This is a genomic window from Streptosporangium sp. NPDC001681 (assembly GCF_040298085.1).
Taxonomy (GTDB): domain Bacteria; phylum Actinomycetota; class Actinomycetes; order Streptosporangiales; family Streptosporangiaceae; genus Streptosporangium.
Genome location: NZ_JBEOZN010000072.1, coordinates 25893 through 49621, shown reverse-complemented (window position 1 = coordinate 49621; position 23729 = coordinate 25893). Strand labels below are relative to the sequence as shown.

At 70.0% G+C, this 23729-nt stretch carries 18 protein-coding genes; 3 read left to right on the top strand and 15 right to left on the bottom strand.

What is annotated here, in order from left to right; translation table 11 throughout:
- Positions 1-96: 96 nt before the first annotated feature.
- The 10 genes from ABT130_RS28720 to ABT130_RS28675 all read right to left on the bottom strand — a co-directional run bounded on the left by ABT130_RS28720 (position 97) and on the right by ABT130_RS28675 (position 13500).
- Positions 97-1314, bottom strand: a complete 1218-nt coding sequence (locus tag ABT130_RS28720; RefSeq protein ID WP_350960388.1) for a DUF418 domain-containing protein — start codon at positions 1312-1314, stop codon at positions 97-99.
- A 95-nt stretch (positions 1315-1409) separates the two neighbouring features.
- Positions 1410-4304: a hypothetical protein gene (locus ABT130_RS28715; protein WP_350960385.1), complete on the bottom strand. Its 2895-nt coding sequence runs from the start codon at positions 4302-4304 to the stop codon at positions 1410-1412.
- A gap of 264 nt (positions 4305-4568) precedes the next feature.
- Positions 4569-5372, bottom strand: a complete 804-nt coding sequence (locus tag ABT130_RS28710; protein ID WP_350921168.1) for a polysaccharide deacetylase family protein — start codon at positions 5370-5372, stop codon at positions 4569-4571.
- The gene (locus ABT130_RS28705) at positions 5369-6310 is read right to left on the bottom strand and encodes a glycosyltransferase family 2 protein (RefSeq protein ID WP_350960383.1); all 942 of its coding nucleotides are present in this window, start codon (positions 6308-6310) and stop codon (positions 5369-5371) included. The genes ABT130_RS28710 and ABT130_RS28705 overlap by 4 nt, the downstream gene beginning before the upstream one ends.
- A 2-nt stretch (positions 6311-6312) precedes the next feature.
- Positions 6313-7143 carry a glycosyltransferase family 2 protein gene (locus ABT130_RS28700; RefSeq protein ID WP_350960380.1) on the bottom strand — a complete coding sequence of 277 codons (831 nt, stop codon included), beginning with the start codon at positions 7141-7143 and terminating at the stop codon, positions 6313-6315.
- Positions 7144-7296: 153 nt separating this feature from the next.
- Entirely contained in the window at positions 7297-8424 is a 1128-nt protein-coding gene (locus ABT130_RS28695; RefSeq protein ID WP_350960379.1) for a GNAT family N-acetyltransferase, read from the bottom strand.
- A complete protein-coding gene (locus ABT130_RS28690; protein WP_350921177.1) occupies positions 8421-8792 on the bottom strand; it encodes a hypothetical protein in 372 nt (123 codons plus the stop codon). The genes ABT130_RS28695 and ABT130_RS28690 overlap by 4 nt, the downstream gene beginning before the upstream one ends.
- Positions 8793-8945: 153 nt before the next feature.
- On the bottom strand, positions 8946-10691 hold the full coding sequence (locus tag ABT130_RS28685) for a sigma factor (RefSeq protein ID WP_350960377.1): 1746 nt from the start codon (positions 10689-10691) through the stop codon (positions 8946-8948).
- Between the two features lie 190 nt (positions 10692-10881).
- On the bottom strand, positions 10882-12663 hold the full coding sequence (locus tag ABT130_RS28680; RefSeq protein WP_350960375.1) for a substrate-binding and VWA domain-containing protein: 1782 nt from the start codon (positions 12661-12663) through the stop codon (positions 10882-10884).
- Between the two features lie 210 nt (positions 12664-12873).
- Positions 12874-13500: a cation diffusion facilitator family transporter gene (locus ABT130_RS28675; protein WP_350960372.1), complete on the bottom strand. Its 627-nt coding sequence runs from the start codon at positions 13498-13500 to the stop codon at positions 12874-12876.
- A gap of 188 nt (positions 13501-13688) precedes the next feature.
- Here ABT130_RS28675 and ABT130_RS28670 point away from each other — a divergent pair, with 188 nt between their 5' ends.
- Both ABT130_RS28670 and ABT130_RS28665 read left to right on the top strand, forming a co-directional pair.
- Complete coding sequence (locus ABT130_RS28670) at positions 13689-14498, top strand: DUF4184 family protein (protein WP_350960370.1); 810 nt, start codon at positions 13689-13691, stop codon at positions 14496-14498.
- Positions 14491-15399, top strand: a complete 909-nt coding sequence (locus ABT130_RS28665) for a TrmH family RNA methyltransferase (RefSeq protein WP_350960368.1) — start codon at positions 14491-14493, stop codon at positions 15397-15399. The genes ABT130_RS28670 and ABT130_RS28665 overlap by 8 nt, the downstream gene beginning before the upstream one ends.
- Positions 15400-15451: 52 nt before the next feature.
- Here the strand turns inward: ABT130_RS28665 and ABT130_RS28660 are convergent, their stop codons facing one another.
- The 3 genes from ABT130_RS28660 to ABT130_RS28650 all read right to left on the bottom strand — a co-directional run bounded on the left by ABT130_RS28660 (position 15452) and on the right by ABT130_RS28650 (position 18468).
- The gene (locus ABT130_RS28660) at positions 15452-16315 is read right to left on the bottom strand and encodes a hypothetical protein (protein WP_350960366.1); all 864 of its coding nucleotides are present in this window, start codon (positions 16313-16315) and stop codon (positions 15452-15454) included.
- Positions 16316-16928: 613 nt separating this feature from the next.
- Positions 16929-17849 (bottom strand): D-alanyl-D-alanine carboxypeptidase family protein, encoded by a 921-nt coding sequence (locus ABT130_RS28655; RefSeq protein ID WP_350960364.1) that lies wholly within the window; start codon positions 17847-17849, stop codon positions 16929-16931.
- A 139-nt stretch (positions 17850-17988) separates the two neighbouring features.
- Positions 17989-18468 carry a DedA family protein gene (locus ABT130_RS28650; RefSeq protein WP_350960361.1) on the bottom strand — a complete coding sequence of 160 codons (480 nt, stop codon included), beginning with the start codon at positions 18466-18468 and terminating at the stop codon, positions 17989-17991.
- Positions 18469-18690: 222 nt separating this feature from the next.
- On the opposite strand from ABT130_RS28650, the gene ABT130_RS28645 reads away from it, so the two are divergent.
- Positions 18691-19236, top strand: coding sequence for a hypothetical protein (locus ABT130_RS28645; RefSeq protein WP_350960358.1), 546 nt, complete (start codon positions 18691-18693; stop codon positions 19234-19236).
- A gap of 6 nt (positions 19237-19242) precedes the next feature.
- On the opposite strand, the gene ABT130_RS28640 is transcribed toward ABT130_RS28645, so the two are convergent.
- A complete protein-coding gene (locus ABT130_RS28640) occupies positions 19243-22614 on the bottom strand; it encodes an ATP-binding protein (protein ID WP_350960357.1) in 3372 nt (1123 codons plus the stop codon).
- A 53-nt stretch (positions 22615-22667) separates the two neighbouring features.
- Positions 22668-23729 carry a lysylphosphatidylglycerol synthase transmembrane domain-containing protein gene (locus ABT130_RS28635; RefSeq protein WP_350960354.1) on the bottom strand — a complete coding sequence of 354 codons (1062 nt, stop codon included), beginning with the start codon at positions 23727-23729 and terminating at the stop codon, positions 22668-22670.

Below are 23729 nucleotides of genomic sequence, written 5' to 3'. Positions count from 1 at the left end.
TGTCGTCGGTCACCGCAGCACGCTGCGGCTCCCTCCTCCGCCTTGCGAGACACCACCTGACCGATCCTCGCCACGGCAAGATCCGCAGGACAGGATCTAGGCGCGCTCAGGACGGGAGGGTCTGCGCCAGTTGGTGAACCAGCGCAGTAGCCATTCCACGGGCCCGTACTGATGGCGGCTCAGCCACCACCGGCTCCACACGGCCTGGACCGTGAAGATGGCGATGCCGATCGACACCACGGTGAACGGGCTGAGCTGGTCGACCAGGCTCATCCCGTAGCCGGTGAAGATCAGTGAGCTGATCAGCGACTGCCCCAGATAGTTCGTCAGTGCCAGCCTGCCGGGAGGCGCGAGCGTCCCGGCCAGGCGAGGTGCCGAGGGGAGCAGACGCAGCAGGGTGGCGGCGTAGGCCGCGGCCAGCAGCGGCGCGGTGACCAGGTTCACCGACTGGCCGACCATGTGGTACGCGTGCCCGCCGTCCGACCAGGTCGCGTGCGTGTAGACCACGGCCCCGGCGAGGCCGACGGTGAACCCCGCCCACTGCAGCCGCCGCAGCGTCACGGTGTGCCCGGACAGGTCACCCAGCAGGCGCATCTTGCCCAGTGCCAGCCCGACCAGGCAGGCGGCGAGCACGGTGGGCCCCTGGAAGAAGACCCGCAGCACGAAGATCCTGGCCAGTTTGTGCAGATGCTCGTTGATGATCATGGATGCGGAGCCGTGCAGGGCGCGATCGGACATGGCGGCCTGGGCGGCGTTCTCGGAGACCGCCCTCGATGCGTCGGTGCCCAGCGTCGCCAGTAAGGCCAGCAGCAGCATCCCCACCGCCAGCGCCACGGTCAGCGCGATCGCGGAGATCATCGCGGTGCGCGGGGTGATCCGCCGCACCGCCAGCAGGACCAGCCCCACCACCGCGTAGGTGGCCAGGATGTCACCGGGGAACAGCAGGATGCCGTGGGCGAGGCCGAGCAGGAACAGCCCGCCCAGGCGGCGCAGGAACCTGGGGACGAACGCCGTCGCGGAGGCGTGGGCCGAGTCGAGCTGGAGGGTGAAGCTGTAGCCGAACAGGAAGGCGAAGAGCAGATAGAACTTGTTCTCGAAGAACAACGAGACGACCCAGCGCACCTCCCAGTCGAGCGGCGCGGAGAACGACGGCGCCGCCAGCCCGGCCATCCGGTATCCGGAGGCGAGGTAGGTGATGTTGACCACCACGATGCCCAGCAGCGCGAAACCGCGCAGCGCGTCGACCGCCGCGATCCGCCGTCCCGTGCCCTGGGTGGAGGTCCCCGTCCGGCCACGGGGTTCCCCTGTGAACATCCAACCGTCCTTCGACCAGGCTCTGAGACAGGCGTCTCCCGGCAAACGGTGCTCAGTATGGCGCGGGAAAGCCGTCGGCCAAGCGACTTTGTCCTTTATTGAAGTTGGTAGCCGATGACGATGAAGCGCTCCGCGATCACCGCGAGGGCCAGCACGAACGCGGGCACCGCGACGAACAGGATGCGTCTCCTGGCCCGCCGCCCACCCTCGCGGCCGCCCAGGCGGAACACCTCGTAGACGAACAACGCGATCCAGGTCACACCCAGCGCGGCCAGGCCGACCGGTGTCCACGGCGAGGTCGGGTCGCTGCCACCGAGCGGTACCCCGCGCTCGGGGATCTCGGTGCCCTCGGGGAAGGACTTGAGCGTGTAGACGGCGGCGTCCTCGCCGTTGAACACCCGCTTGAGGTCCTTGTGGGCATCCAGCGCGGCGCGGAACCTGGGGGTCCAGTCGCTCGGGAAGCCGTGGTTGAGCTGCAGGTATCCGGCCTGCGCGCGGGTCGCCACCAGGTAGGTGTTGGGCGGGGACGCGCGGAGTTTGTCGAGCACCGAGGAGAGCTGGGCCGGATCCTTGTGCACCAGCACCTGCTCGTAGGAGATCTTGTCGAAGTCCCGTTCGCCCCACGGCATGATGGGCGTGACCTCCGGGCCGAGTACCGGGGTGAGGAAGAGGACGCGGGCACTGGGTTCGTCATGGTCGTAGATGTAGTGCATCGCCGCGACCTCGCTCTCCGAGACCCGCTCGAACTGCTCGTTGCCGTACCGGGCGACCAGGAAGACCATCGCCAGGGCCATGGCGCATCCGGCGGCCAGCAGCAGCGAGATCCGGCGCGTCAGCTCCGGGTTGAACCGGATGTTGCGCCTGCGGATCGGCACCGTCTCCTCCGGCGCGTCCTCCGTGCCGGCGGGAAGGTTCGGGAAGAAGGCGTAGGCGGCCAGGATGCAGGCGCCGGGCAGTGCGAACAGGTAGATCCGCAGGCCGATCTCACCACCGTAGTTCTGCAGCCCGAGCGCCAGCACCGGGATGCAGAGCAGAAGCAGCGCCGCGCGGTCGCCGACACCGCGCCGCACACGGCGCAGCAGGCCGATGGCGGCCAGCGTCAGGATGACGCCGCAGATGCCGAGGCGGGCCATCAGGACGAGGGCGTGCCTGGGGTCGCTGCCGTCGATCCGGTCGCCGGTGTTGCTCTGCAGGTTCTGCAGGATCCGGCCCAGCCCGCCGAAGAGCTGGTCGATGTGCCCGCTCCAGAAGGTGACCGTCTGGTAGCTGATCCACGACAGCACGATCAGGCCGAGGAAGAACGGCAGCGCCCAGCTGAGCGAGGTGCGCCGGAGCAGTAGCAGGCCGGTCAGCGCGCCGAGCATCATGAACGGCGTGATCTGGTGCGAGGCGGTCGCGGTGCCGAACAGGCCGATCAGCACGATCAGCATGATCACCCGGTCGTAGGCGCCGGTCGAGTGGGGCAGCTCGCCAGGGGTCAGCCCGTCCAGGCGGGCCAGCAGCCGCCGGACGCGCCCCTTGGCGGGCATCGGTTTGTCGCGGGGCTCGACCTTGCCGAACCAGCGCAGCACGATCGCCACGAAGGCCAGGTAGATCGCGTATGTGAAGCCCTGGGAGGAGAAGTAGTCCTGGCCGATCCACTGGACGATGACGAACAGCAGGGCGGCGAACCAGCGGGCCCGGGTGGTGGCGACCACCTGGCGCAGGATCAGCACGAACGGCAGCAGGTACAGCAGGTTCGACAGCAGCGGCGTCCACCGCATGATCGTCGCCAGGTCGGTGACCCCGGCGGCCTTGGTGACGAACGCCACCAGTGCGAAGAACCCCGGCCAGGCGAGGCGGGCGTCGAGGATCGCGGACGACTCGCCGGTGCGGTTGATGTACTCCACGAAGCCGGCGTGCACGTAGGCCGTGGGGAACCTAGCCTCGTCCGAGATCAGGGCCGACGCCCCGTGCAGGGCGAAGGTGATCGCCGCGATCTGGAAGAGCAGCAGGAACTTGCGGTCGGTGTTCTGCGCGATCGTGACGAAGAACGCGACGAGCATCAGCAGGATCGCGGCGAACGCGGTCAGTGGCATGGCCGAGATCAGGCCCAAGGCGTCGATCTTGGTCACGTCGACGCCCCGCAGCGGGCCCGGCGTCACGCGCAGGGCCAGCACGTACATGATCAGGCCTTCGACCGTGAGCAACGGTGGCAGCCACACCGCGGCCGACCGCATCACGCTCGTCATTCGCGACGGCCTGGCGGCGGCCGGAGCCGCCTTCCCCGGGCTCTGCGGCGCGCCCTGTGGCTCCCGACGGTCCGCTGGAGCCGTGGCCTCCGAAGCGGTCTCAGGGGTCCCTGGAAGCGGGCTGGACGTCGTGACGGCCCTTTCCCGCGGCCTCCGCTCCGGTGTTCCGCCTTCCGCGGTCACCGGTCCCGCGAGTTCCGGTTTCGCGGGCTCCGGCTCCTCGGGTTTCGGTTCCGTGGGTTTCGGCGTCGGGCGGAGCGGTGCCGAGGGCAGACGCATCTCCGTCGTGGTGTCGATCTCGCTGCCGGAGGCGTCCTCGGCCTCGGGAGCGTCCGCCGTGGGCGGTGAGATCGGGCGTGCGGGCAACCGGATGACGGCGGTGACCTCCGAGTCGTCGCCGTCTGAGGTATCCGGAGCCCCGCCGGGAGCCTGGTCGGAGATCACCTCCGGCGGCGTAGCCGGCGTGTCGTCAGCGTCATCGGCGTCATCGGCGTCGTCCGATGCACCGTCGCCGCCGTCACGAGGACCTTTGGTGGCCTCGCCGCCGGAAACCCCGCCCTTCGGAACCTCGCCGTCACGGCTGTCACCCGGTGCGGCGTGATCGGGAACCTCACGGTCGGGCGCCTCCTCCGGAGCCTCGGAGGGCGCCGTGCCGACGGGCTCGCCGCCGGACCCGGCCCGCGCTCCGTCCGAGGGCGCGGGCTGGGTGGGATCGGTCTCCCCGACCTCGGCAGTTTCCGCCGCCGGTGTCGTCGTCACGTCATTACCTGCCCGTTGCCTCACGTCTAACATCATGGCGGCTACGCGGACCGAGGTGCGACGAGCGAACACGAAGTTACGCCATGTTCGACTGCTTTGCGTAGACCGTTGAAGAGCAATACCGCGACCGAATTCCCGCCCGGTGGCACCTGTCCCGCCGCCTTCGCTCCCTCGGGGAAGCGAGGACGAGGGCGGAGAGGGGTGGGCGCACCCGGGCGGGCACCGGCCCGCGGGCCACGCCTCTCCCGGGTGCGGGCCGGCCGCTCACACCTGGCCGCGCACCCGGCGCAGGCCGTATCTCGTACGTCTGACGACGGCGTAACCCTTCGTCAGCATCCGTTCTCTCATGTAGATCAGCGGAACCTGGTTTCCCTCGACGGCCCGGCTGAACATTCTCATCGACGTGCCCTCGGCGACGGTCAGGCGCGGTAGCGCGAGCACGTCGTGCCGGTCGGCGGCGATGGCGTTGTTCACCGCGCAGGCGGCCCAGTAACCGGCCCGCCTGACCTCGCGCCGCACCCGCACGCTGGAGTAGCCGTACGGGTAGGCCATCGTCGAGACCAGGGAGCCGATCTTGTCTTCGAGCAGGGACTTGTTGCGCCGCAGTTCCTGACGGAGCTCGTCGTCCGGAAGCTGGTCGAGCTGAGGATGGCTGTGGCTGTGCCCGCCGATCTCGATGCCGCACGAGGCGGCCTCGCGCGCCTGGCTCCACGACAGCATCGTGTCCAGCGGCCTGCCCGCCGCGTCCTTGCCCGCGTCGCTGACCCACCCGCTGGTCAGGAAGACGGTCGCGGGGAAGTCGTACTGCTCGAGCAGGGGCAGCGCCTCGCTGTGGAAGTCGGCGTACCCGTCGTCGAAGGTCACCACCACCGGCCGCTCCGGGATGGAGCGGCCGTTGTTCTTGTGCAGCGAGGCGACCAGGTCGGCCACCGTCAGCGGCGTGAACCGGTTCTCCTTCAGGTAGGCCAGTTGCTCGGCGAAGGCAGAGGGCCGTACCGCCAGTGGCTTCGTCTCGGCGTTGGGCCGGTCGGAAACCGAGTGGTACATCAGGATCGGTACGCGGATCATGAACGCACCCGCTTCAGTCGAAGGGAACCGATGACGTAACCCCAGGTGGTCCAGGCGAGGCCGACGACGATCGCGCCGGCCCTGCCGAGACCGGACAGATCACCCCGCAGCGCCTCGCCGATCCCGCGCAACGCGCCCAGCGGCAGCGCCTTCATCGCGTGCGCCCGCTCACTCGACAGCCCGTCGCCCGCCCCCACACTCTGGGTGACCAGCGCCTTGGACAGGCCCTCCGCGTAACACCGCGAGCGGAAGTAGGCGAAGGTGGCGCGCGCGGCCGGCACCTTGTGGCCGATCACCGCGGCGGGTTCGAACAGCATCCCCGAACCGGGCATCCGTTGCGAGAGCCGGATGCAGAACTCGGTCTCCTCACAGCCCAGCGGGCGTGGCTTGCGCCCCTGCACACTGCGGCCGATGCCGGTGTGGAACCCACCGACCTCCTGCACGGCCTCCCTGCGGAAGGCCGCGTTGCCGCCCATGACGTTGCGGATCCGCGCCCGCTGCGTGGGCATGCCGCGATAGCTGCAGCCCACGGTCCAGTCGAACTCGTAGGGATACCAGCCGGGCCGGTGCCCGGTGCCCCACAGCGGCCTGGTCAGCCCGCCCACCCCCACGATGGTCGGGTCCTGGAAGCCCTCCTCCAGCGCTTCCAGCCAACCCGGCTCCGCGACGGCGTCGTCGTCCAGGTATGCCACGATGTCGCCGGAGGCGGTCGCCGCGCCGGTGTTCTTGCCACCGGACAGCCCCTTCTCCTGAGCGTTCTCCACCACGACGACGCCGGGGTACTCCTTCTTCAGCCTCAGATGGAGGTCCGGGTTGTAGTCGACGACCAGGATGATCTCGTGCGGCCGGCGGCTCTGGTTCTCGACCGACTCGACGGCTGCTCGGATGTCCTCCCAGCGTTCCTCGGTGTAGACGCAGATGACGACACTGCTTCTCATGGCTACGCGGCGCCCTGGTCCGCCGCGCGGGAGGTGGTGGCCGGCTCGTGCACCACGGGAGCCGGGTTGCTCCGCCACTCGCGGATGATGGTCTTCAACACCCGGATGCCGTCGCGGACGGCATGCAGGTTGCTCTCGCCGTGGATGCGGCAGCGCTCGTGGCTGGGTACCTCGTGAACCTTGAGCCCGGCCTTGGCGGCGCGGACGTTCATCAGGGTCTCGATCTCGAAGCCGTCGCAGTCGAGGTTGAGCACGTCCAGGTGGCGGGCCCAGAAGGCGTTGTAGCCGTAGCACAGGTCGCTGTAGCTGGTGCCGTACATCCTGTTGACCAGCGCGGTCAGCGTCTTGTTGCCGAACTTGCGGATGAACGTCAGGTCGTCGCTGCCGCCGCCGGACGCGTAGCGCGAGCCCTTGACGAAGTCGGCCCCGGTGACCAGCGCGCCCACGAACTGGATGATCTCACGGCCGTCCGTGGACCCGTCGGCGTCGATCATCACGATGATGTCGCCGGTGCAGGCGGCGAATCCGGCCGAGAGCGCGTTCCCCTTGCCCTTGCCGGTCTGGCGGACCACGCGGATGTTGGGGCGCAGCTTCCTGGCCACGGCGACGGTGTCGTCCACCGAGTTGCCGTCCACCAGGACGATCTCGTCGATCCACTGCGGCAGCGTCGCGAAGACGTGCGGAAGGTTCTCCGCCTCGTTCATGGCCGGTACGACGACGCTGACAGTCGGGGAGATCGCCATGTTGGGGGTGATGGGGGTGAACCGCTCGATGGGCGGCACCGCCCTCAAGGGGGGCTTGTTGTTGTAGTGCTTGGCGACTTCGGGACTCATGATGACGGATGTCCTTCCGGGCGGTCTGTCGTCAGGGGCGACTGGCGGACGGACCCGGGGCCATAGACGATCGGAACGATCGGGGGAAATGGCGAATGCGATGAGGGATGCATGCGAGGGTCCTGGCGAATGGGGTGCGATGACGGGAGCGGTCTAACCCACTCCCCATGGTTCCTTGACGACCGGAGTGCTTGATTGGTTCTGCGCGGGGGAGCGCATACGGCCGAACCCCTTCAGCACACGGTCAGCAAGCCTGTACAAATGTGGGCGATCTGTAACGATCGTTCGTGCTTTGTTGACCGGGGTACGGCCGATCCAGTGGACGGCGGCCGCGGGGGAGGGACGCGAGACGCGGCCTTCCGCGACGAAGAGGTCACCGCTCTTCAGCCAGCTCTTGTACTCGCGCCCGCCCTTGCCCATGTCGACCTGCCGCAGCCCTGAGCCGGCGGCGTGCTCGGCCATGTGCAGGTGGTGCATGATGCCGGGGGAGTAGCGCGCGAACTCGGTGTCGTAGGCGGGAAACCAGCCCACCAGGGTCGTCGCGGTACGGAGGCCGAAGTGCCCGGCGACGGGCCTGTCTCCGGCGTAGACCATGGTCAGGACACCCGCGAAACTCTCGGACTTCTCGGCGTGCATCTCGTCGAGCAACTGGACGATCCACGGCTGGGCGAAGCGGTCGACGCGGCCCGTCCTGCGGTACTGGTCGGACTTCCAGTTGGTGAGCGTGCGGAGCGTGCCGAGGTCGGACGAGTCCCACTCGAAGCGGATCTCGCCCTGCTCGCGGCCGAGCTTGCGCTCCTTGTAGCGGACGGTCTTGAGGTTCTTCGGCGAGTTGGCCTTCACCTGCTCGATGTAGGCCTCGAAACCCACGCTGAGGTCCATCACCGGCGCCGGTCGCACGTCGGACTCGTACGCCGCGAACGTCGGCTGGCCGGGGACCAGGTGGTCGAAGTCGAAGACCGAGAGCTTGCAGGCGCGCAGCAGGGTGCGGACATCCAGGTCGAGCCCGGGAACCGAGATCAGTCCGTGGCAGGTGGTCAGGAAGCCGCCGAGCGGCTTGCCGATCCCGAAGCTGTGCCGTTCGTAGGGGAAGAATCCCACGATCTTGCCGTCGTCCTGGATGACCGCGACGCGGACGTAGTCGCGCAGGCGCCCCATGGCGAGCGCGAACTCCACGGAGAGGAAGGGGTTGTCCAGCGACGGGTCCGCTACCTGTAACTCCCGCCATCGTGAGATCTCGGACTCCCCGAGGTCTCCCGGGCGAACGATGACGATGTTCACCTTGACCTGACCCCCTGTTCGGTCTGCAAGCTCCCGCTCCCCCGATACAACACGCGTAGTACGTATATGAAACCGCCGAGCACCGCGATCGTCGCAACTCCGGCACGAGGCGACCACGCGTCAAAAGTGAGCATGGCAGCGGCCAAGAGCACGTTCACAACCAGGCTTGCCGCTGCCCCCACTGATAGTGCCGCAAGAGGGTCACGATCACGCAACAGTCCTACCACTGCGATGCCTGGGACCGCCAACAGGAACAGGGGGGTGAGAACCAGGCGTAACGGGGTGTCGATGTCCACCAAGGCGATCACGGCCCCCGCGACACATGCGAAGGTGAGCGCCCATTTGAGCACTCTGCGGTTGATCGACATCTCCGAAACTCCCGGTTGGTAATGACGTGACTGATCGCGCCTTCATGTGATCAATCACTCAGCATGGACGTCAATGCCGACGCTCGGCACCAGTCCATGGTTTACCGGATTCCTGGGAGAAGTCTCGGTGTTAGGTAAAACGAGATGCGGGAATCAGCCGATCTCCCCCTCGGAGCTCGCCCCGGTGGAGGGGGTCGGGGTCGGGTCGGGTGCCGGGTCCGGGGGAGGCGCGGAGGCGTCCGCCTCCGGGTTCTCCCAGGAAATCGCGCATCCGGTGTTGCCCCCGGCGGACCTGAACGCGACCCGTCCCGCGCCGCTCTCCGAGGGATCCCTGGCTGTGACCCAGATCACGGCCCTCGCCCCCGCCTTCAGCCGCCCCCGGGCGGGATGCACGTCGAGCCCGCCGGAGGTGGTCGCCGACCAGGAGAGCGTGGCGTTGCGGGCCGCGAGCTGAATCTGCCCGGCGCCCTCTCCGATGTCCGACGGGCACGAGACGGTCAGCCGCCCGGCCGCGGGAGGCGGGGTGGTGGCGCGGGTGGCGCGGGACGGTCCCGCCGAGGACCTGCGGGTCGGCGCCGGACGCGCCGCGGTGGGGGTGGGGGCGGGCATCCCGGTCTCCTGGGTCCTTCGCGGAGTGGGGGTCGGCGCGCTCTCCGTCTCCGGGTCCGCTGTCTCCGACTCCTCCGGCGGCAGGTCGGGCGTCGGCTCCGGGCCGGGCTCCAGCGTGATCAGCGCGGGCTCCGTGCCCGGCGCGGCCTGGGCGTTCCCCAACGCCCCGCCGGCCAGGTCCTGCCCGCCCACCACGACCACCGCCCCGGTGGCCGCCAGCACGCACACCGCCGCCAGCAGCAGCACGGGCCCCCTGCGCCTCCGCTGCCTCCGCCGCTGCGCCGGCAGCACCTCCGTACGCCGCCCCTCACCATCCGGCGGCGTTGCCGCGCGCCGGGACCGGGCGCCCGCGGCGCTCCCCGCGGGAGACGCCGCCTGCCCGGTCCCATGGCTCCCCTCATCGCGCGCCCGCCGGTTCCTCCCCGCCCGCCGGCGGCCCGGTGGCCGCTGCCCCTCCGCTGGGAAACCGGTCCTGTCGAAGTGGTCGCCCCGGGCGACGATGGAGGCGCGCTCCTCGCTCAGTTCCGGGTTCAGGCAGGTCTCGATCACCCGGCGGCGCAGCGAGAGCGGCGGGTAGGCCAACGGCACCAGGTCCAGCAGCCGCCCGGCCGAGACATGCCGGTCCCTGCGCTCCACGCATACCTCGCAGCGGCCGATGTGGGCCGACAACCGCCTGCGCAGGATCGTGGTGAGGGGGCCCTCCCACGAGTCGACCATCGCCGACAGGTCGGGGCAGTGCGCCCGGCCGACCTTGGCGAGCACCACGGCGGCCGCCGCGTTCTCCAGGTGGTCGCGGGCCCGGCAGAGCCTCGCCGCCACCTGCCTGGAGGTCAGTCCGAGCACCGCGCCGACCTCACCGCCGCCGAGGTCGTGACGGAGCGAAAGCTCCAGCACCTCGCGTTCCTGCCCGCCCAGCTCCGCCATCGCCTCGTGGACCAGGGTGGCCAGCTCCCGCTCGCCCGGGTCGTCGTGGACGTCGGGAGGCGGTGCCGTGCCCCGCGGGCCGCCGCGCTGCTCCGCGCCCGCGCATCGGACCCGTACCAGGGCGTACAGCCACGCGCGCAGACGGCCGGGGTCGCGCAGGCGGTCCACGTGGCCCTGGGCCGTAACCAGGGCGTCGTGTACGGCGCCTGCGGCGTGCTCGCGGTCGCCCAGCAGCGAGTGGGCATAGTCGTGGAGACGCTCGGCATAGGAGTCGTAGAGGCTCGCGGGCGCCGTCGTGTCGGCGCGCCGCAGCGTCTCAACGAGTTGTTGATCGTCGGTTCGGCCGACGGTCGGCCATCCGGGCACGGACATTCCTCCCCGCGGGACGGGCTCGTTCACGGGCTTCACCACTCGCCCGTTCCAGGCCCCACACGCGTAGGACGTCACCTCCCCGCAACCGGTTGACCAGATGGGTCAATATCATGCCGACCTGGTATGACCTGGGGAAATTGGTACGGCTGGTGCCAATGTGACACCAGCCGTACGCGATGGAGGGTCAGCAGTTGGGCGCGCAGAGCCGGCGCTTCATGCCTTCCAGGAAGAACTTCCTGACCTCCAGGACGTCCTTGGCGATGTACGCGTCACCGCCGGTCGCCTTGGCCAGGGCGTCCATCTGGCGCTTGCCCTTGGGGGCGTCGGGGCCGAACGCGATGATCAGGACGCTGACCGGCTTCTCCGGGTTGAACTGCTCCCTCAGCCGCTTCAGGATCTGCTGGTTGCTGATCCCCCCGTCCGGGTCGTCGTTGCCCGCCCCGTCGGTGAGGATCAGCACCGTGTTGATCTTGTCGCTCTGGTACTCGTCGGTCATCTGCTGGTAGGCGGCGGCGAGGGTGTCGTTGAGCCCGGTGTCGCCGGTCGCCTTGGCCTGGGCGCCGATCAGCTTCTGGTTGATCACGTCCCTGCGCAGCACGCCGTTCATGTCCTCGGTGAGCGGGCCGACCGGGACCGTCTCGCGGTAGTCGACCCCCTGGCCGTCGAGGTGCGTGGAGAACTCCCACAGTCCCAGCTCGCTCTTGGCGGGAAAAAGCTTCATGCCCTCGACGGCGATCCTGCTGATCGCCTGCATCCGGGTCATGCCGGTGCCCGGCACCGGCAGGGCCATGGTCCCCGAGACGTCCAGCAGGGTGACCAGCCTGGTGCCCAGCTTGATCCGGGACCAGGTCTGCGACATCCTCGCGACGGTCTTGCCGTCGGGCGGCTCGATCGCCTGCGGCGCCTTGGCCTGGAAGCCCGCGGAGCCGGAGATCGCCTTTCCGCCCTTGCCGTCCGGGGTGCGGAAGCCCTGGTCCTGCAGGGTCTTCCTGGAGGGCTCGCTGGCGAGTTCCCTCTGGAACGCCTCGGCGGCCTTGCGCACGGCGGCGTCCTTGGCGGTGATCACCACCGGGTAGTCGAGGTTGATGGTCCCCTCGGCCGGATAGAGCGGCACGGCGGGAACCTCGGGCTTCTTGACCTTGTTGAACGCCCAGACACCCTGCTCCGAGGCGATGCCCAGCGGGGCCTTGCTGCCCTTGACGCCGAGGCTGGACAGCAGCGCGTCCTGGTCGCGGACCGTCGAGGTCGATCCCGACAGGTTCTTGAGCGCGCCGACCAGCTGCTCCTCGCCCGTGCCCGAGGCCGTGGCCACTCCGGCGGCGGCCAGGAGCGCGCCGAGCCCGGCGGCGTTGAGCGAGGGGTCCAGCACCAGCACGCGCACCTTGCGGCCGGGACCGTCGACGTTGGCCACGTTGGCGGCGCTGATCATGCCACCCCAGCTGGCCTCGCCGAAGCTCTTCTTCAGGTTCGGTATCACCGAACCCGAGGCCACCATGACGATGGGGGAGTGCGCGATGGACGCGCCCGCCTCCGGCACATCCTGGTTCCTCGCCCGCAGGTTCGCCACCCACAGCCCCGAGTCCGGAATCCACAGGTCCATCGGGGCGGCCTTGCCGCCGACCCCGCCCAGGGAGGAGGCCACGGTCGCCGAGGCGCCCTTGGTCACCGCGACGGTGGTGCACCTGCCCTCGACCTCGTGGGCCGCCTTGTTGAAGCGCTCGGCGATCTGGGACAGGGCGGGCTGGATGTCCGGCGAGGCGGTGATCCGCAGCGGCAGCGCGTCACCCGCGCACCCGCGGTCGCGGTTGATGACCACGAACGCGGCCACACCGAGCAGCACCGCGAGGGCGACGGAACCGGCCAGCGGGACCAGCACCTTGCCGCGTCCCCCACGCCTCCGCCTGGGCTGCGCCTCCCTGTAGGAGCTGTAGCCGTCCTCGAGTTCATCCGTACGGTGACGTCCCACGGTTCCCTCTTCGATGTCGATGTCAGGAAGCTAGCGGGTCACCCTATCGGGAGGTTGTCCGCAATATTCACGGAACTGTACTTGGAACGGTTACTGTGGCAAAACACCCCTTTTGGTGCTGTTATCACCATATGTGTTTACAGTGACACTCTGCGCGCCGGTGGTCGCCGGTGTCGGGAGTGCTCGTCCGCCGGCGGGGGAGGCGCGTGGTCAGTGCGGGCAGGAGTGCCCGTGCCATGCCCTGAGTCCCTCCCGCACCGCCACCGCCGCCAGCAGTACCGCCATGGCGGGATCCACCCACCACCACCCGGCGGTGTTCAGTGTCAGTCCGGCCAGCACCCCCGTGGCGAGCAGCGCGCACATCAGGTTCTGCGTCCCCTCGCCGGCGGTCGCCGCCGAGCGCAACCGGATGGCCAGCCGCCGCTTGGCCACCCCCAGAAACGGCATGCCGATCGCGCTGGTCGCCGTCACAGCGATCCCGAGCAGGCTCGGCAGGGGCCGGTGGCCCGCGTCCAGGTCGTGCGCCACATGCAGCACCAGGTAGGGGGCCAGCAGCCAGAAGCTGACCGCCACCGCCTTGCGTGCCCGCTCCTCGGCGTGTGCGGAACCGGTCCTCGAACCGGTGAACCGCCAGACCACGATCAGGCTGGCCGCCGCCTCCACCAGAGCCGACGTGCCCCAGCCGATGAGGGCGACGGAGTGCGCTCCCAGCCCCGCGGCGATGCCGAGCACGCTCTCCGCGCCCAGCCAGAGGAGGGTGGCCATGGAGAGCAGGCGGGCCCTGCGGGCGTCGCGCAGCCACTCGACGCTGGGCGCCAGCACAGTCTGGTCGATCACGACAACCCCCGAATCCCCGATCAACGGCGTTCGGTAATCTAGTCGTCACAGAGTGTTGGAATGCCGGGAAGCGGCAAAGCTCCCCACAGTGCCGTCTCCGCCGCTCCCCAGGGAGACGGTCTCTCGCCTCCCTGGACCGAGCCTCGACCGTACGGCGGCGTGCCCGCGCGCTGTGTTCGTGTCACAGGATGGACCTGCCCCAGTGGATCGTCGGAGGGAAACCCGTGCCGTTCACGCCCAGTCATGTGGCCGCGGTGCTGCCGCTGATCTCCTCGGAGCGGATGCGCCGCCTGCTCGATCCCTGGGCGCTCGCCCTGGGGGCCATGGTGCCCGATCTGCCGATCTTCTTCCCGTTCCTGCCCGACTACATGATCTGGCACTCCTACGAGGGCGTCCTCACGATCGACCCGTTCGCCGTCGTCGTGCTGCTGGCGGTCTTCCATCTGGTGCTTCGCGACCCGCTGACCGCGCTCCTGCCCCCCGGCCTCGCCGGGCGCGCCGCGGCCCTGACCCCCGGCATGTACGGGGTGCGGCGGCTGCCCGCCGTGATCGCCGGAGGCGCGGTGGGCGCCCTCACCCACAAGCTCTGGGACTCCTTCACCCACTCCTACAGCTCCGCCATGTGGGGCTGGAGCTGGCTGGACACCCGGGTGGCGGACGTGCTTCCGCTGTTCCGCCTGCTGCAGTACACCTCCACGGTGGTCGGCCTGGCGGTCGTGCTCTGGTGGGCCTGGCGCGGCCTGTCCAGGATGGAGCCCCGGCCGGTCCCCGAGCGGCTGATCATCCCCGCCCGCGGGCGGATGGCCGTGTTCCTGGCCACCGCCCTGTCCATCCTGCTGGGCGCGATCGCCTGGCCCATCGCCTTCCCGCCACGTGGCATGGCCGAACTCGTGACGAGGCTGGGCGCGGGAGTGGTCGTCGGCTGCTCCGCCATGCTCCTCGTCCACGCGCTGATATGGCAGCTCAGGCGGGTCATGGCAGTATTCGAGGGTGCCTGAAGCCATCGACCCCCACCTGGCCGACCAGTTGGCCGACTACGCCGATCTGCGTGACGTCGAGCTGCGCAAGAGCCTGGAGGCCGAGCACGGCCTCTTCATAGCCGAGGGGGAGAAGGTCATCCGACGCGCCGTCGCGGCGGGCTACCCCGTGCGCTCCGTGCTGCTCACCCCCCGCTGGGCCGAGCCTCTCGCCGACCTCCTCGACCCCCTCGAAGGCCGGGTCCACATCGTGGACGACGCGGTCATGGAGGGTGTCACCGGCTTCCAGGTCCACCGGGGCGCCCTCGCCGCGATGGAACGTCTTCCCCTGCCGGCTACCGGAGAGGTCCTGTCCGGCCGCGCCTCCTCCCCGGAGAGAGGGGCCCCGGAGCGGGGCGCCGGTCGTGATCCCGGACGGCTGCCCGGCGCCCGGCCCCGGCGCATCCTGGTCCTGGAGGACCTGGTCGATCATGGGAACGTCGGCGCGATCTTCCGGTGTGCCGCCGCCCTCGGGGTCGACGCGATCGTCCTCTCGCCGCGTTGCGCCGACCCTCTCTACCGGAGAGCGGTCAAGGTGTCGATGGGCGCGGTTTTCGCGATCCCCTACGCCCGCATGGACAACTGGTACGAAGGACTGGAGGAGATCCGAGCGGCGGGATACCGGACGCTGGCGTTGACCCCGGATCAGGGCGCCACACCCATGGACACCGCCGAGATGAGTGACCGGGTGGCGTTGCTGCTCGGGTCGGAGGGGGACGGGCTGTCCTCGCGCTGGTTGCGGGAGGCGGACGAGCGGGTGTGCATCCCGATGAGCTCCACCGCGATGGCCGCGGGCGTGGACTCGCTCAACGTGGTGGCCGCCGCCGCGATCGCGTGTCACGGGTTGATGCGCGGTGCCTCCGCGGGAGAGGCGCGAAGGTAGTGGAAGCCGCCCCGCACCGCGGGCCTCACCGTGCGGGCTCGGCGGCCCCTGGTCATGGCCAGGGGTCTTCCTCGCCGGGTTCACGGAGAGAAGCCGCGGGCTCGGTTTTCTCGGGGGTGGGAAGCCGGATCTCCGACGTCATGTCCAGGGTGACGGCGGTGGTGGCGGCCAGGGTCGCGATGAAGACGGTCCACAGGAAGGGCGACCAGCCGGGGAAGGCGTGGCTGTTTCGCATGAGCTGAACGGACCACGCGGCTATCTCCGAGATAACGCCGAGAGCGATCGCGCCCCCGAGAACAAAGGCAAGGAATCGCGTCGCGTCCAGCAGGTCCATCTCGTCGGTGATCAGTTCTCTGGCCATCCGGAGAATCTGGTAACCGGTGAAAAGGAAGGCCATGAGGCAACCGGCCGCCAGCAGCAGGCCGAGAACCGCTGTCGTCCAGGGGCTCAGGGCGGCCTTGACGAGCCACGGCCATGCCGTCTGAATCCACCAGGTCCACGCCGAGACGATCGCGGCGCGGGTGGATCCGCGGCTGATCGGTGCCATCAGCGCTATGGCGAACACGACGAGAAGATAAATCATCACCTTCAGCGGGCCGTGCGGGCCGATCGCCCAGAACAGGATCAGAAGCAGCACGGCCAGAAACGACAGGTCCACCCACGAGGACAGGTTCGCCTTGAGTAGGGGCGGCGGGAGATAGAGGAGTGGCAGGAGGTCCTGTTCGCCGCGGAGATACGGCATGAAGCCCTGCGGGTTGCCCTGGTAGACCTCCCACGTGTTCCAGAGCACGTTGGTGACGTAGAAAAATATGATCCATCGCGCCAGTTGTCTCCGTCGCGATGGACGACTCGATGCGATGGCAGACCACCTCTTTCGAATCCAGACGAATTCAAAGGGCCATGTCGCAAAGCCCACTATTGACTTTGGTCGCTGTCGTCTTCGAGTTTCGGCACGGGAACGCCTGGATGCGCCTCCCCACCGTGTGCCCCCCCACGAGGAATACTCCCGATCGCGCAGCCTTGACTTCGGCACGTCTTCCCTCCGGGCGCGTCTCCAGGGCACCAATGTCATGCGCTTCAGCTCTTATCAGGGTATTGCCCCAGGCGTGTGTGCGGGAAGAAATGTCGGACGCGCGGCCATTGGTCCATTCGGAAGATCTTGGGGACGGCGGAGGCCGCTCTCCGCGCGGTCGCGCCCGGAGAGGCGGTGCCCGAGAAGGCCGTCCGCTAACCCGGCGACTTACTTAGGGGGTAATTGTGGCAATATGTAATTTGATGTGGTTTTGTCGCATTCTTGTCGGCGATCCTCTTCTGGCTTCACCGCCACGGACCTCCCGCCGGCCGAGGTGGCGAGGTAGACCCGGCCCATGCCCCTTCTCCCAGCAGCCGGACGATTCTGGATGGTCCGATGGCCGCGGTCTCGTCATCCCCGAGAAAGGTCATTGCCGGATGTTGCCGATACGCATGCGTTTCGTCAGGTCGATGATGCTCCAGGGGGCGGCCAGGCAGGTGCGGTTCGTACCGCCTGATCACAGCTCGGGCGGCGTCTGCTCGCTCGCCCAGTCCAGGAGCCGTGTCGCGGTCTGGAAGCGCCGGTCGGCGCTGGACTCGCCGAGGATGACGCCGATGAGGCGGTGGCCGTCGCGGTCGGCGGCGAACGACAGGCAGTATCCGGCGGCGCTGGTGTAGCCGGTCTTGAGGCCCAGGACCCCGGGCGTCTTGCCGAGCAGCTTGTTGGAGTTGGTCCAGGAGTGCGCCCGATGGACCTTGGACTTGGCCACCACGTGGCGCCTGCTGGAGGCGATGGTCCGCAGCACCGGGTCGCGCAGCGCGATGTCGGCCAGCTTCGCCTGGTCCAGGGCCGTGGAATGGCCGGGGGCGGGCCTCGGCAGGCCGTCGGCACTGGCGTAGGCGGTGTCGACCAGGCCCATGGAGCGGGCGGTGGCGTTCATCTTCGCCACGAACCTCGCGTTGCCCGGCCCGTAGACCCGGGCCAGGGCGTGGGAGGCGTCCGCGGCCGAGGGGAGCATGACCGCGTAAAGCAGGTCCCTGACGGTCAACCGCTCCCCGGCGCGCAGGGAGGCGTGGGTCGCGCCGTTCGAGGCCGCGTGCCGCATATCCGCCGCCTGGATCGTGACGGTGTCGTCCAGCCTCGCCTCCCTGAGCACGACGTACGCCGTCATGACCTTGGTCAGGCTGGCCACCGGCATCCGCTTGCCGGCCTGCTTGCTCAGGTGGACCGCTCCGGTGCCCGTGTCGTACAGGTACGCGGCCCGTCCCGGCACCGAGGGCACGGAGGCACGCCCCTGCCAGGCGGGCGCGACGCCTCCGGTGGTCAGGGCGGATACCGGGGGGCCGGTGGCCAGGGCCGGCGTCGGAGACGCGGTGACCAGGGTGGCCGTGGCGACCAGCGCCGCGCGGGTGATGAGGCGGATTCCCCCGTGATGCATGCGAGCCATGCTGGCAGAGGCCACCGTCGATATGCGGAAGTTGGCTGTTTGGCTATGGAAAAGTTGACATCGGCGTCGGGTGGGCGAGACCGGGAGAGGCGGCTCTCGGGTGCCGCACGCCAAACGGCCCGGGGGAGGGTCAGGGAGCGGCGACCTGGCTGTCCGCCTCGCTGCGGGCGACTCGGCGCCGGCGCCGGCGGACGAACCAGGCGATCACCGCGACCGCCGCCACCGCCACCAGGACCGCCAGGAGCGGCGACCGCACGACCAGCTCCAGCCAGCCCCAGATCACCGAGTACAGGCCGAAGGACGTCACCGGCACCCAGGTCAGGCAGCCGAGCGCGCTGGCCACGACGTACCAGGGATAGGAGATCCGCAGCACCCCGGCCACCCAGGGCAGCGTGTGGCGCAGCCCGGGCACCCAGAAGCAGGCGTAGACGGCGAGTGCGCCCCACTTCCTGACGACCTTCTCGACCCGCAGGATGTTCTCCTGGCCGATCTTGGTACCCAGCCGGGAGGTGTAGAGCCTGGAGCCCAGGACGTGGCCGACCCAGTAGTAGACCTGGAACGCGCCGAACAGGGCCACGCCGCCGACGATCACCCAGAGCCACAGGGGCATGCCCAGGAAGGACGCGGAAGTCGGGTCAGGGATACCCGCCACAACAGATCGCACTCTGAACGTCACCGCCACGGTTGCTCCGCCTGCTTGACTTGATATTAGGGCAGGCTTACCTCATCCGTTATGGCGGAGCCCCCTCAGGCACACAGACTGCAAGCGGACGTCAACTCCAGAGCAACCACCCTGGCATACACCTGGGAGTAACAAAGGAAGGTGTCTGTGATGGGTTCGCGTAGCAGTGTGGCGCCGGTGGTGGCGAGTGGAACCGCGAGTGTCGCCAAGCTGCTCGTCGCCACCCTTGCCTTTACCGGAGCCTACCTGGGGGTGGAGACCGCGTACGGCACCGGTGCCCGGACCCCGGCCGGTACGGAGAGCACGGCCGGTACGGCGACGCGGGCACCGGCGCGGACCGTGGTGCTCTCCTCGCAGTCGGTGCCGGCCACCACGGAGCAGGCCCCGGTGGCCGGTGAGGTCACCGTCAGCGAGCTCGACGCGTTCGGTCCCTGCGACAGGCCCTACCGGGTCCAGGGCGTGGTCGGCAACGACGACCCCCGGGCCGCCGTCTCCTACGGCTGGCGCCTGGAGCGCTGGAGCTCGAAGACCCACCGCTGGTACGCCTATCTGGGCACCGGCTCCGGTTTCACCGGCGAGGCCCAGACCGTCGAGTGGCAGCCCAGGATCGTCAACAACCCCGGCTGGTACCGCGCCGTGCTCTCGGTCTCCGGGGACGCCCCGCTGCGCAGCGAGAAGTTCAGGGTCACCTGCTGAGTCGTGTCAGCCGCCGAGGGAGCGCCGCGCCGCCTCCACCCACCGGCTCACGCCGACCCGCTCGGCCACCGCGAGGGCGTTCTCGTAGTGCGGCCGCACCGCATCGGTGAAGCCCAGCCGCAGCGCCAGGTCGCCCAGGGTCAGGGCGACCGGCCAGAGTGCCACCACGCCGGTGCCGGCGCCCGCGATCCGGTCGGCGAACGGCTTCAGCGTGTCGTACGCCTCGATCATCCGCTCCCGGTCGTCCAGCAGCATGCCCGCCAGGGCCCGCCAGATCATCGCCAGCTCGTAGAGGAAGTCTGGGCGCACCGGCGTCTTCACCGCGATGACGGCCCTCGCGTCGCGATGGTGGCCCGCGGAGGCGAGGGCCACCGCGTAGGCGTCGAGTGTCCATTTGGCCCCGCGCTGGTGCGCCTCGGCCAGCGGCTCGACCATCTCGGCGGCCTGCCCGTTGACCAGGTTCAGGCAGAACGTGGTGATCAGCGGCAGGTCCTGGCGGCCCTCCAGCATGCCGGCCCTGGCGGTCAGCCGGGCGGCGTCGCGGTAGGCGCGCTCCGCCCCGGCGAAGTCACCGGCGATCATCAGGCGCTGCCCGGCGTACCAGGCGACCACGGCGGCCGGCGCGGGCAGGCCGTACTGCCTGGCCAGCTTCTCGGTGGCGGCCACGTGCGCGTCGGCCTCGGCGAACGCGCCCGAGGCGGCCGCGCACTCCATCAGCACGAGGTGGGCCAGTGCCTGCACCGAGATCTGCCCGGTCGCCCTGCCGACCTCCAGCAGTTCCCTGCCGATGACCTCGCGCTCGCCCACCGGCGTGATGCCGTACGACTGGCGCAGCCGCCCGCTCAGCGCGGTCGCGAGCAGGGCGGGATCGCCGGACCGCCTGGCCAGTTCCTCGGCCTCCAGCGAGGCCTGCTCGCCCCGGGGAGTGGCCGACCCCTCCAGCTCCAGGGCGAGCGTGGCCAGCAGGCTCGCCCGCAGCGACTGCTCACCGGCGGGCAACTCGACCAGCGCCTGCTCGGCGACGTCGACGATCTCCCAGGCGGTACGGGTGAAGTCGCGGGCCATGCCCTTGTGCGGCACCGCCAGCGAGGCGGCCACCCGGGCGGTGAGCTCCAGGTTGCCCAGCGGCAGTGCGGCGTCCATCGCCTCACGCCGCCGCCTGCGGGCCGCGGCCATGTCGCCGCAGAGCGCCAATGCCTTGATCAGCCGCAGGGTCAGCAGCAGGCGCTCCCTGGTGCTGTCGGGGGTGTGGGTGATGCCCGACCTGTCGAAGGCGGCGATGGCCTGCTCCCACAGGGTGGCGGCCTCGCGGTGGGCGAAGCGGCGCTCGGCCTGCTCGGCGGCGAGCTGGGCGTAGTGCACCGCCTTGATGGCGGTCTCGCTGGTGCCCGCCGAGTCGTAGTGGTGGGCCAGCGCGGCCACGTCACTGGGATTCCTGCGCTCGATCACCGCGGCCACCGCGGCGTGCATCCGGGAGCGGCGCAGGCGGGAGGCGTCGGAGTAGAGCGTGTCGCGGACCAGGTCGTGGTCGAATCGGAGCATGCTGGGGCCCGGTTCGGTGACCAGCCCGGCGAGCAGCGCCGCCTCCACCGCGTCGACCACGGCGTCCTCGTCGCCGGAGACGTCGACCAGCACGTCCACGTCGACATCGCGGCCGATCACCGCGGCCTGCAGCAGGATCTGCTGGGCGGCCGCGGGCAGCCGGGAGATCCGCCTCCGCAGCACGTCACGGACGCCCGACGGCACTCCGGAGATCACTTCGGCGGCCGTCGCGCGGTCGCTCACCGCTTCGGCGTCGAGCAGGCGCACCGTCTCGCGGACGAAGAAGGGGTTGCCGCCGGTGCGCTCGACGATGCTGTTGACCGCGTCCTCGTCGACCTCGCGCACGCAGGTCGCCCGGACCAGCTCGGCCACCGCCTTGGTGTCGAGTCCGGTGAGACCGACCCGGACGGGACCGAGCCTGGCCAGCGCGGCCAGCACGTCGGCCTGCTGGTCACTCAGCTCGCTGTCGCGGCAGGTCACCACCAGCAGCACCCGGCTGGTGGCCAGCAGGCTCGGCAGCGCGCGGAGCAGCGCCAGCGTCTGGTCGTCGGCCCAGTGCAGGTCCTCCAGGGTCAGCAGGATCGGCGTCTCCTTGGCGACGGCGGCGAGGTAGCCGCCCACCGCCCGGTGCAGCCGGAATCCGCCGGAGGCCTGGTCGTCGTCGGGCTCGGGGGCCGCGTCGTCCAGCAGCGGGGCCAGCAGCGCGGCGTACTCGCCCGGACCGGCAGCGCTCACCAGGGTGCGCAGGATCTCGACCCAGGCCCAGCCAGGGGGGGTGGCACTGCTGTCGGGGCAGGCCCCGGAGGAGATGCCCCACCCGTCGTCGGACAGCCGCCTGTTGAGCTGGCGGACCAGGGTGGTCTTGCCCGCGCCCGCGTCACCGCTGATGATCGCGACCGTGAAACGGCCGGTCCTGGCCGCGGCGGTGGTCAGCCTGCTCAGCTCCGCGTCGCGGCCGACGAACGGCTCGGGCTCCAGCGGGGGAAGCTCCACCTGGGCCACCGTGGGCCGGGGCGGCCAGGTGTCGGCGGTCACCTGCTGGCGCTGCCTGGCCGGCGGCGGGGCGGCGAGCTGCAGGCCCGGGTCCTGGGACAGGATGTCGGACTCCAGCTTGCGCAGCGCCGGGCCGGGGTCGATTCCGAGCTCCTCGGAGAGGATCGTGCGCGCCCTGCGCAGCGCCGCCAGCGCTTCGCCCTGCCGCCCGCAGCGGTACAGGCCCAGGGCCAGCAGCCGCCAGCCCTCCTCACGGAGCGGGTGCTCGGTGGTCAGCGCCTCCAGGTCGGGCACCGCCTCCGCGGGCATGCCCATCCGCAGGCCGCTGTCGGCGTACCGCTCACGGGCCACCAGACGCAGCTCGGCGAGCCGGTTGACCTCGGCCTCGGCCCACGGCTGGTCGGCGAAGTCGGAGTACGGGGTGCCGCGCCACAGACCCAGGGCCTTCTCCAGGCGGGGCCGCGCGGAGGCGGGGTCGTCGCCCTCCAGGTGCTCTCCGGCGGTGCGGACCAGCGTCTCGAAGCGGAGCGCGTCGACCTGCTCGGGGGCGGCGCGCAGCGCGTAGCCCGAGGCCACGGTCACCAGCAGCCGGTTGGGACCTCCGCGTGGCCGGCCGGGCTCCAGCACCCTGCGCAGCCGGGAGATGTAGACCTGAAGGCCCGACTGCGCGCCCTTGGCCGCGTCGTCGTCCCACAGGTCGTACAGCAGGGAGTCGACGGGAACGACCTGCCCGCGCGCGACGAGCAGGCGCGCCAGGACCGCACGTTGACGGAGCCCGCCCAGGTCGAGCTGGTCCTCACCGGAATGCGCCTCGACCGGGCCGAGAACTCGGAACGCCACCATGTCAGCCGCCACGCTATGTGGGCCTTCCAATCGCACACAAGGTATTTCCCAATCTAGCGGCCGATCGACTCCTTTTCAGGGGCCGGTGCGGCGTTCTCACGCCGGCGCAGGAACGACCACGCGCCGAGCGCCAGTCCACCGAAGGGGATTTCGACAGTGTAGGTCCAGAACCCGAAAAGCAGTGCGGCGGCGGTGGCGGAGTCCAGCGGCGCACCGAAGAAGACCAGCGCGCCGATGGTTCCCGCCTCCATTATCCCCGTACCGCTGGGGGTCACCAAAGCCGTGGTCAGCACCCGGGACAGGGCGAAGGCGGCGATCGACTGGGCCAGACCCGGGTAGGCGCCGGTCGCGTGCAGGCAGACGACCAGGATCAGCCACTGGAAACCGAGGAAGAAGATCATGGCCAGGGTCAGCCCGGCCCAGCGGTTCCGCACGATCTCGGAGGTGTCGGCCCGCAGCTTGGCCAGCGCCTCGGAGGCGGTATGGCGGCCGGGGCGGATCCGAGGGGGGAGCAGGCGGGCGAGGGCGTCGAGGACCCGGCCCAGGACGCCCGCGGCACGGTCCCAGTAGAGCGCGACGGTCACCACGGCGACCAGCGCCAGGATGGACGTCGCGCCCGCCCAGCCGGCACTGGTCACCGCGGGGCTGAGCGGCTGCCCGCTGAACAGCAGGGCCACGATTCCCACCGCGGGCAGCAGGAACCGGAACAGGGTGTTCCAGATGCCGCTGGTCAGCGTGGAGACCATGACGGCCCGGACGGGAAAGCCCCAGCCCTTGGTCATCGCGAACGTCATCGCCACTCCGGCCGCGCCGCCGAAGGGGAGCAGGTTGCTCACCGCGCTGCCGCCCGCGTTCAACGTCAGGGCCTGCAGGTGGGTCAGGCCGGGCAGGGAGGCGGTCAGTACGAACGTGTAGGCCAGCAGGCTGAGCAGCCAGACGCCGGTCATCAGCGCGACCTCTCCGGGACCCAGCCCGGCGAACTGGGCGCCGATCTGTGACCAGGAGACGTGCTTGCCCGTCAGGGCCGCCACTATCTGGGGCAGGAAGATCACAAGTGTGGCGGCCAGCGCCAGCGACGCGACCGACAACCCAACCTGGAGCAATCTGCTCTTCAC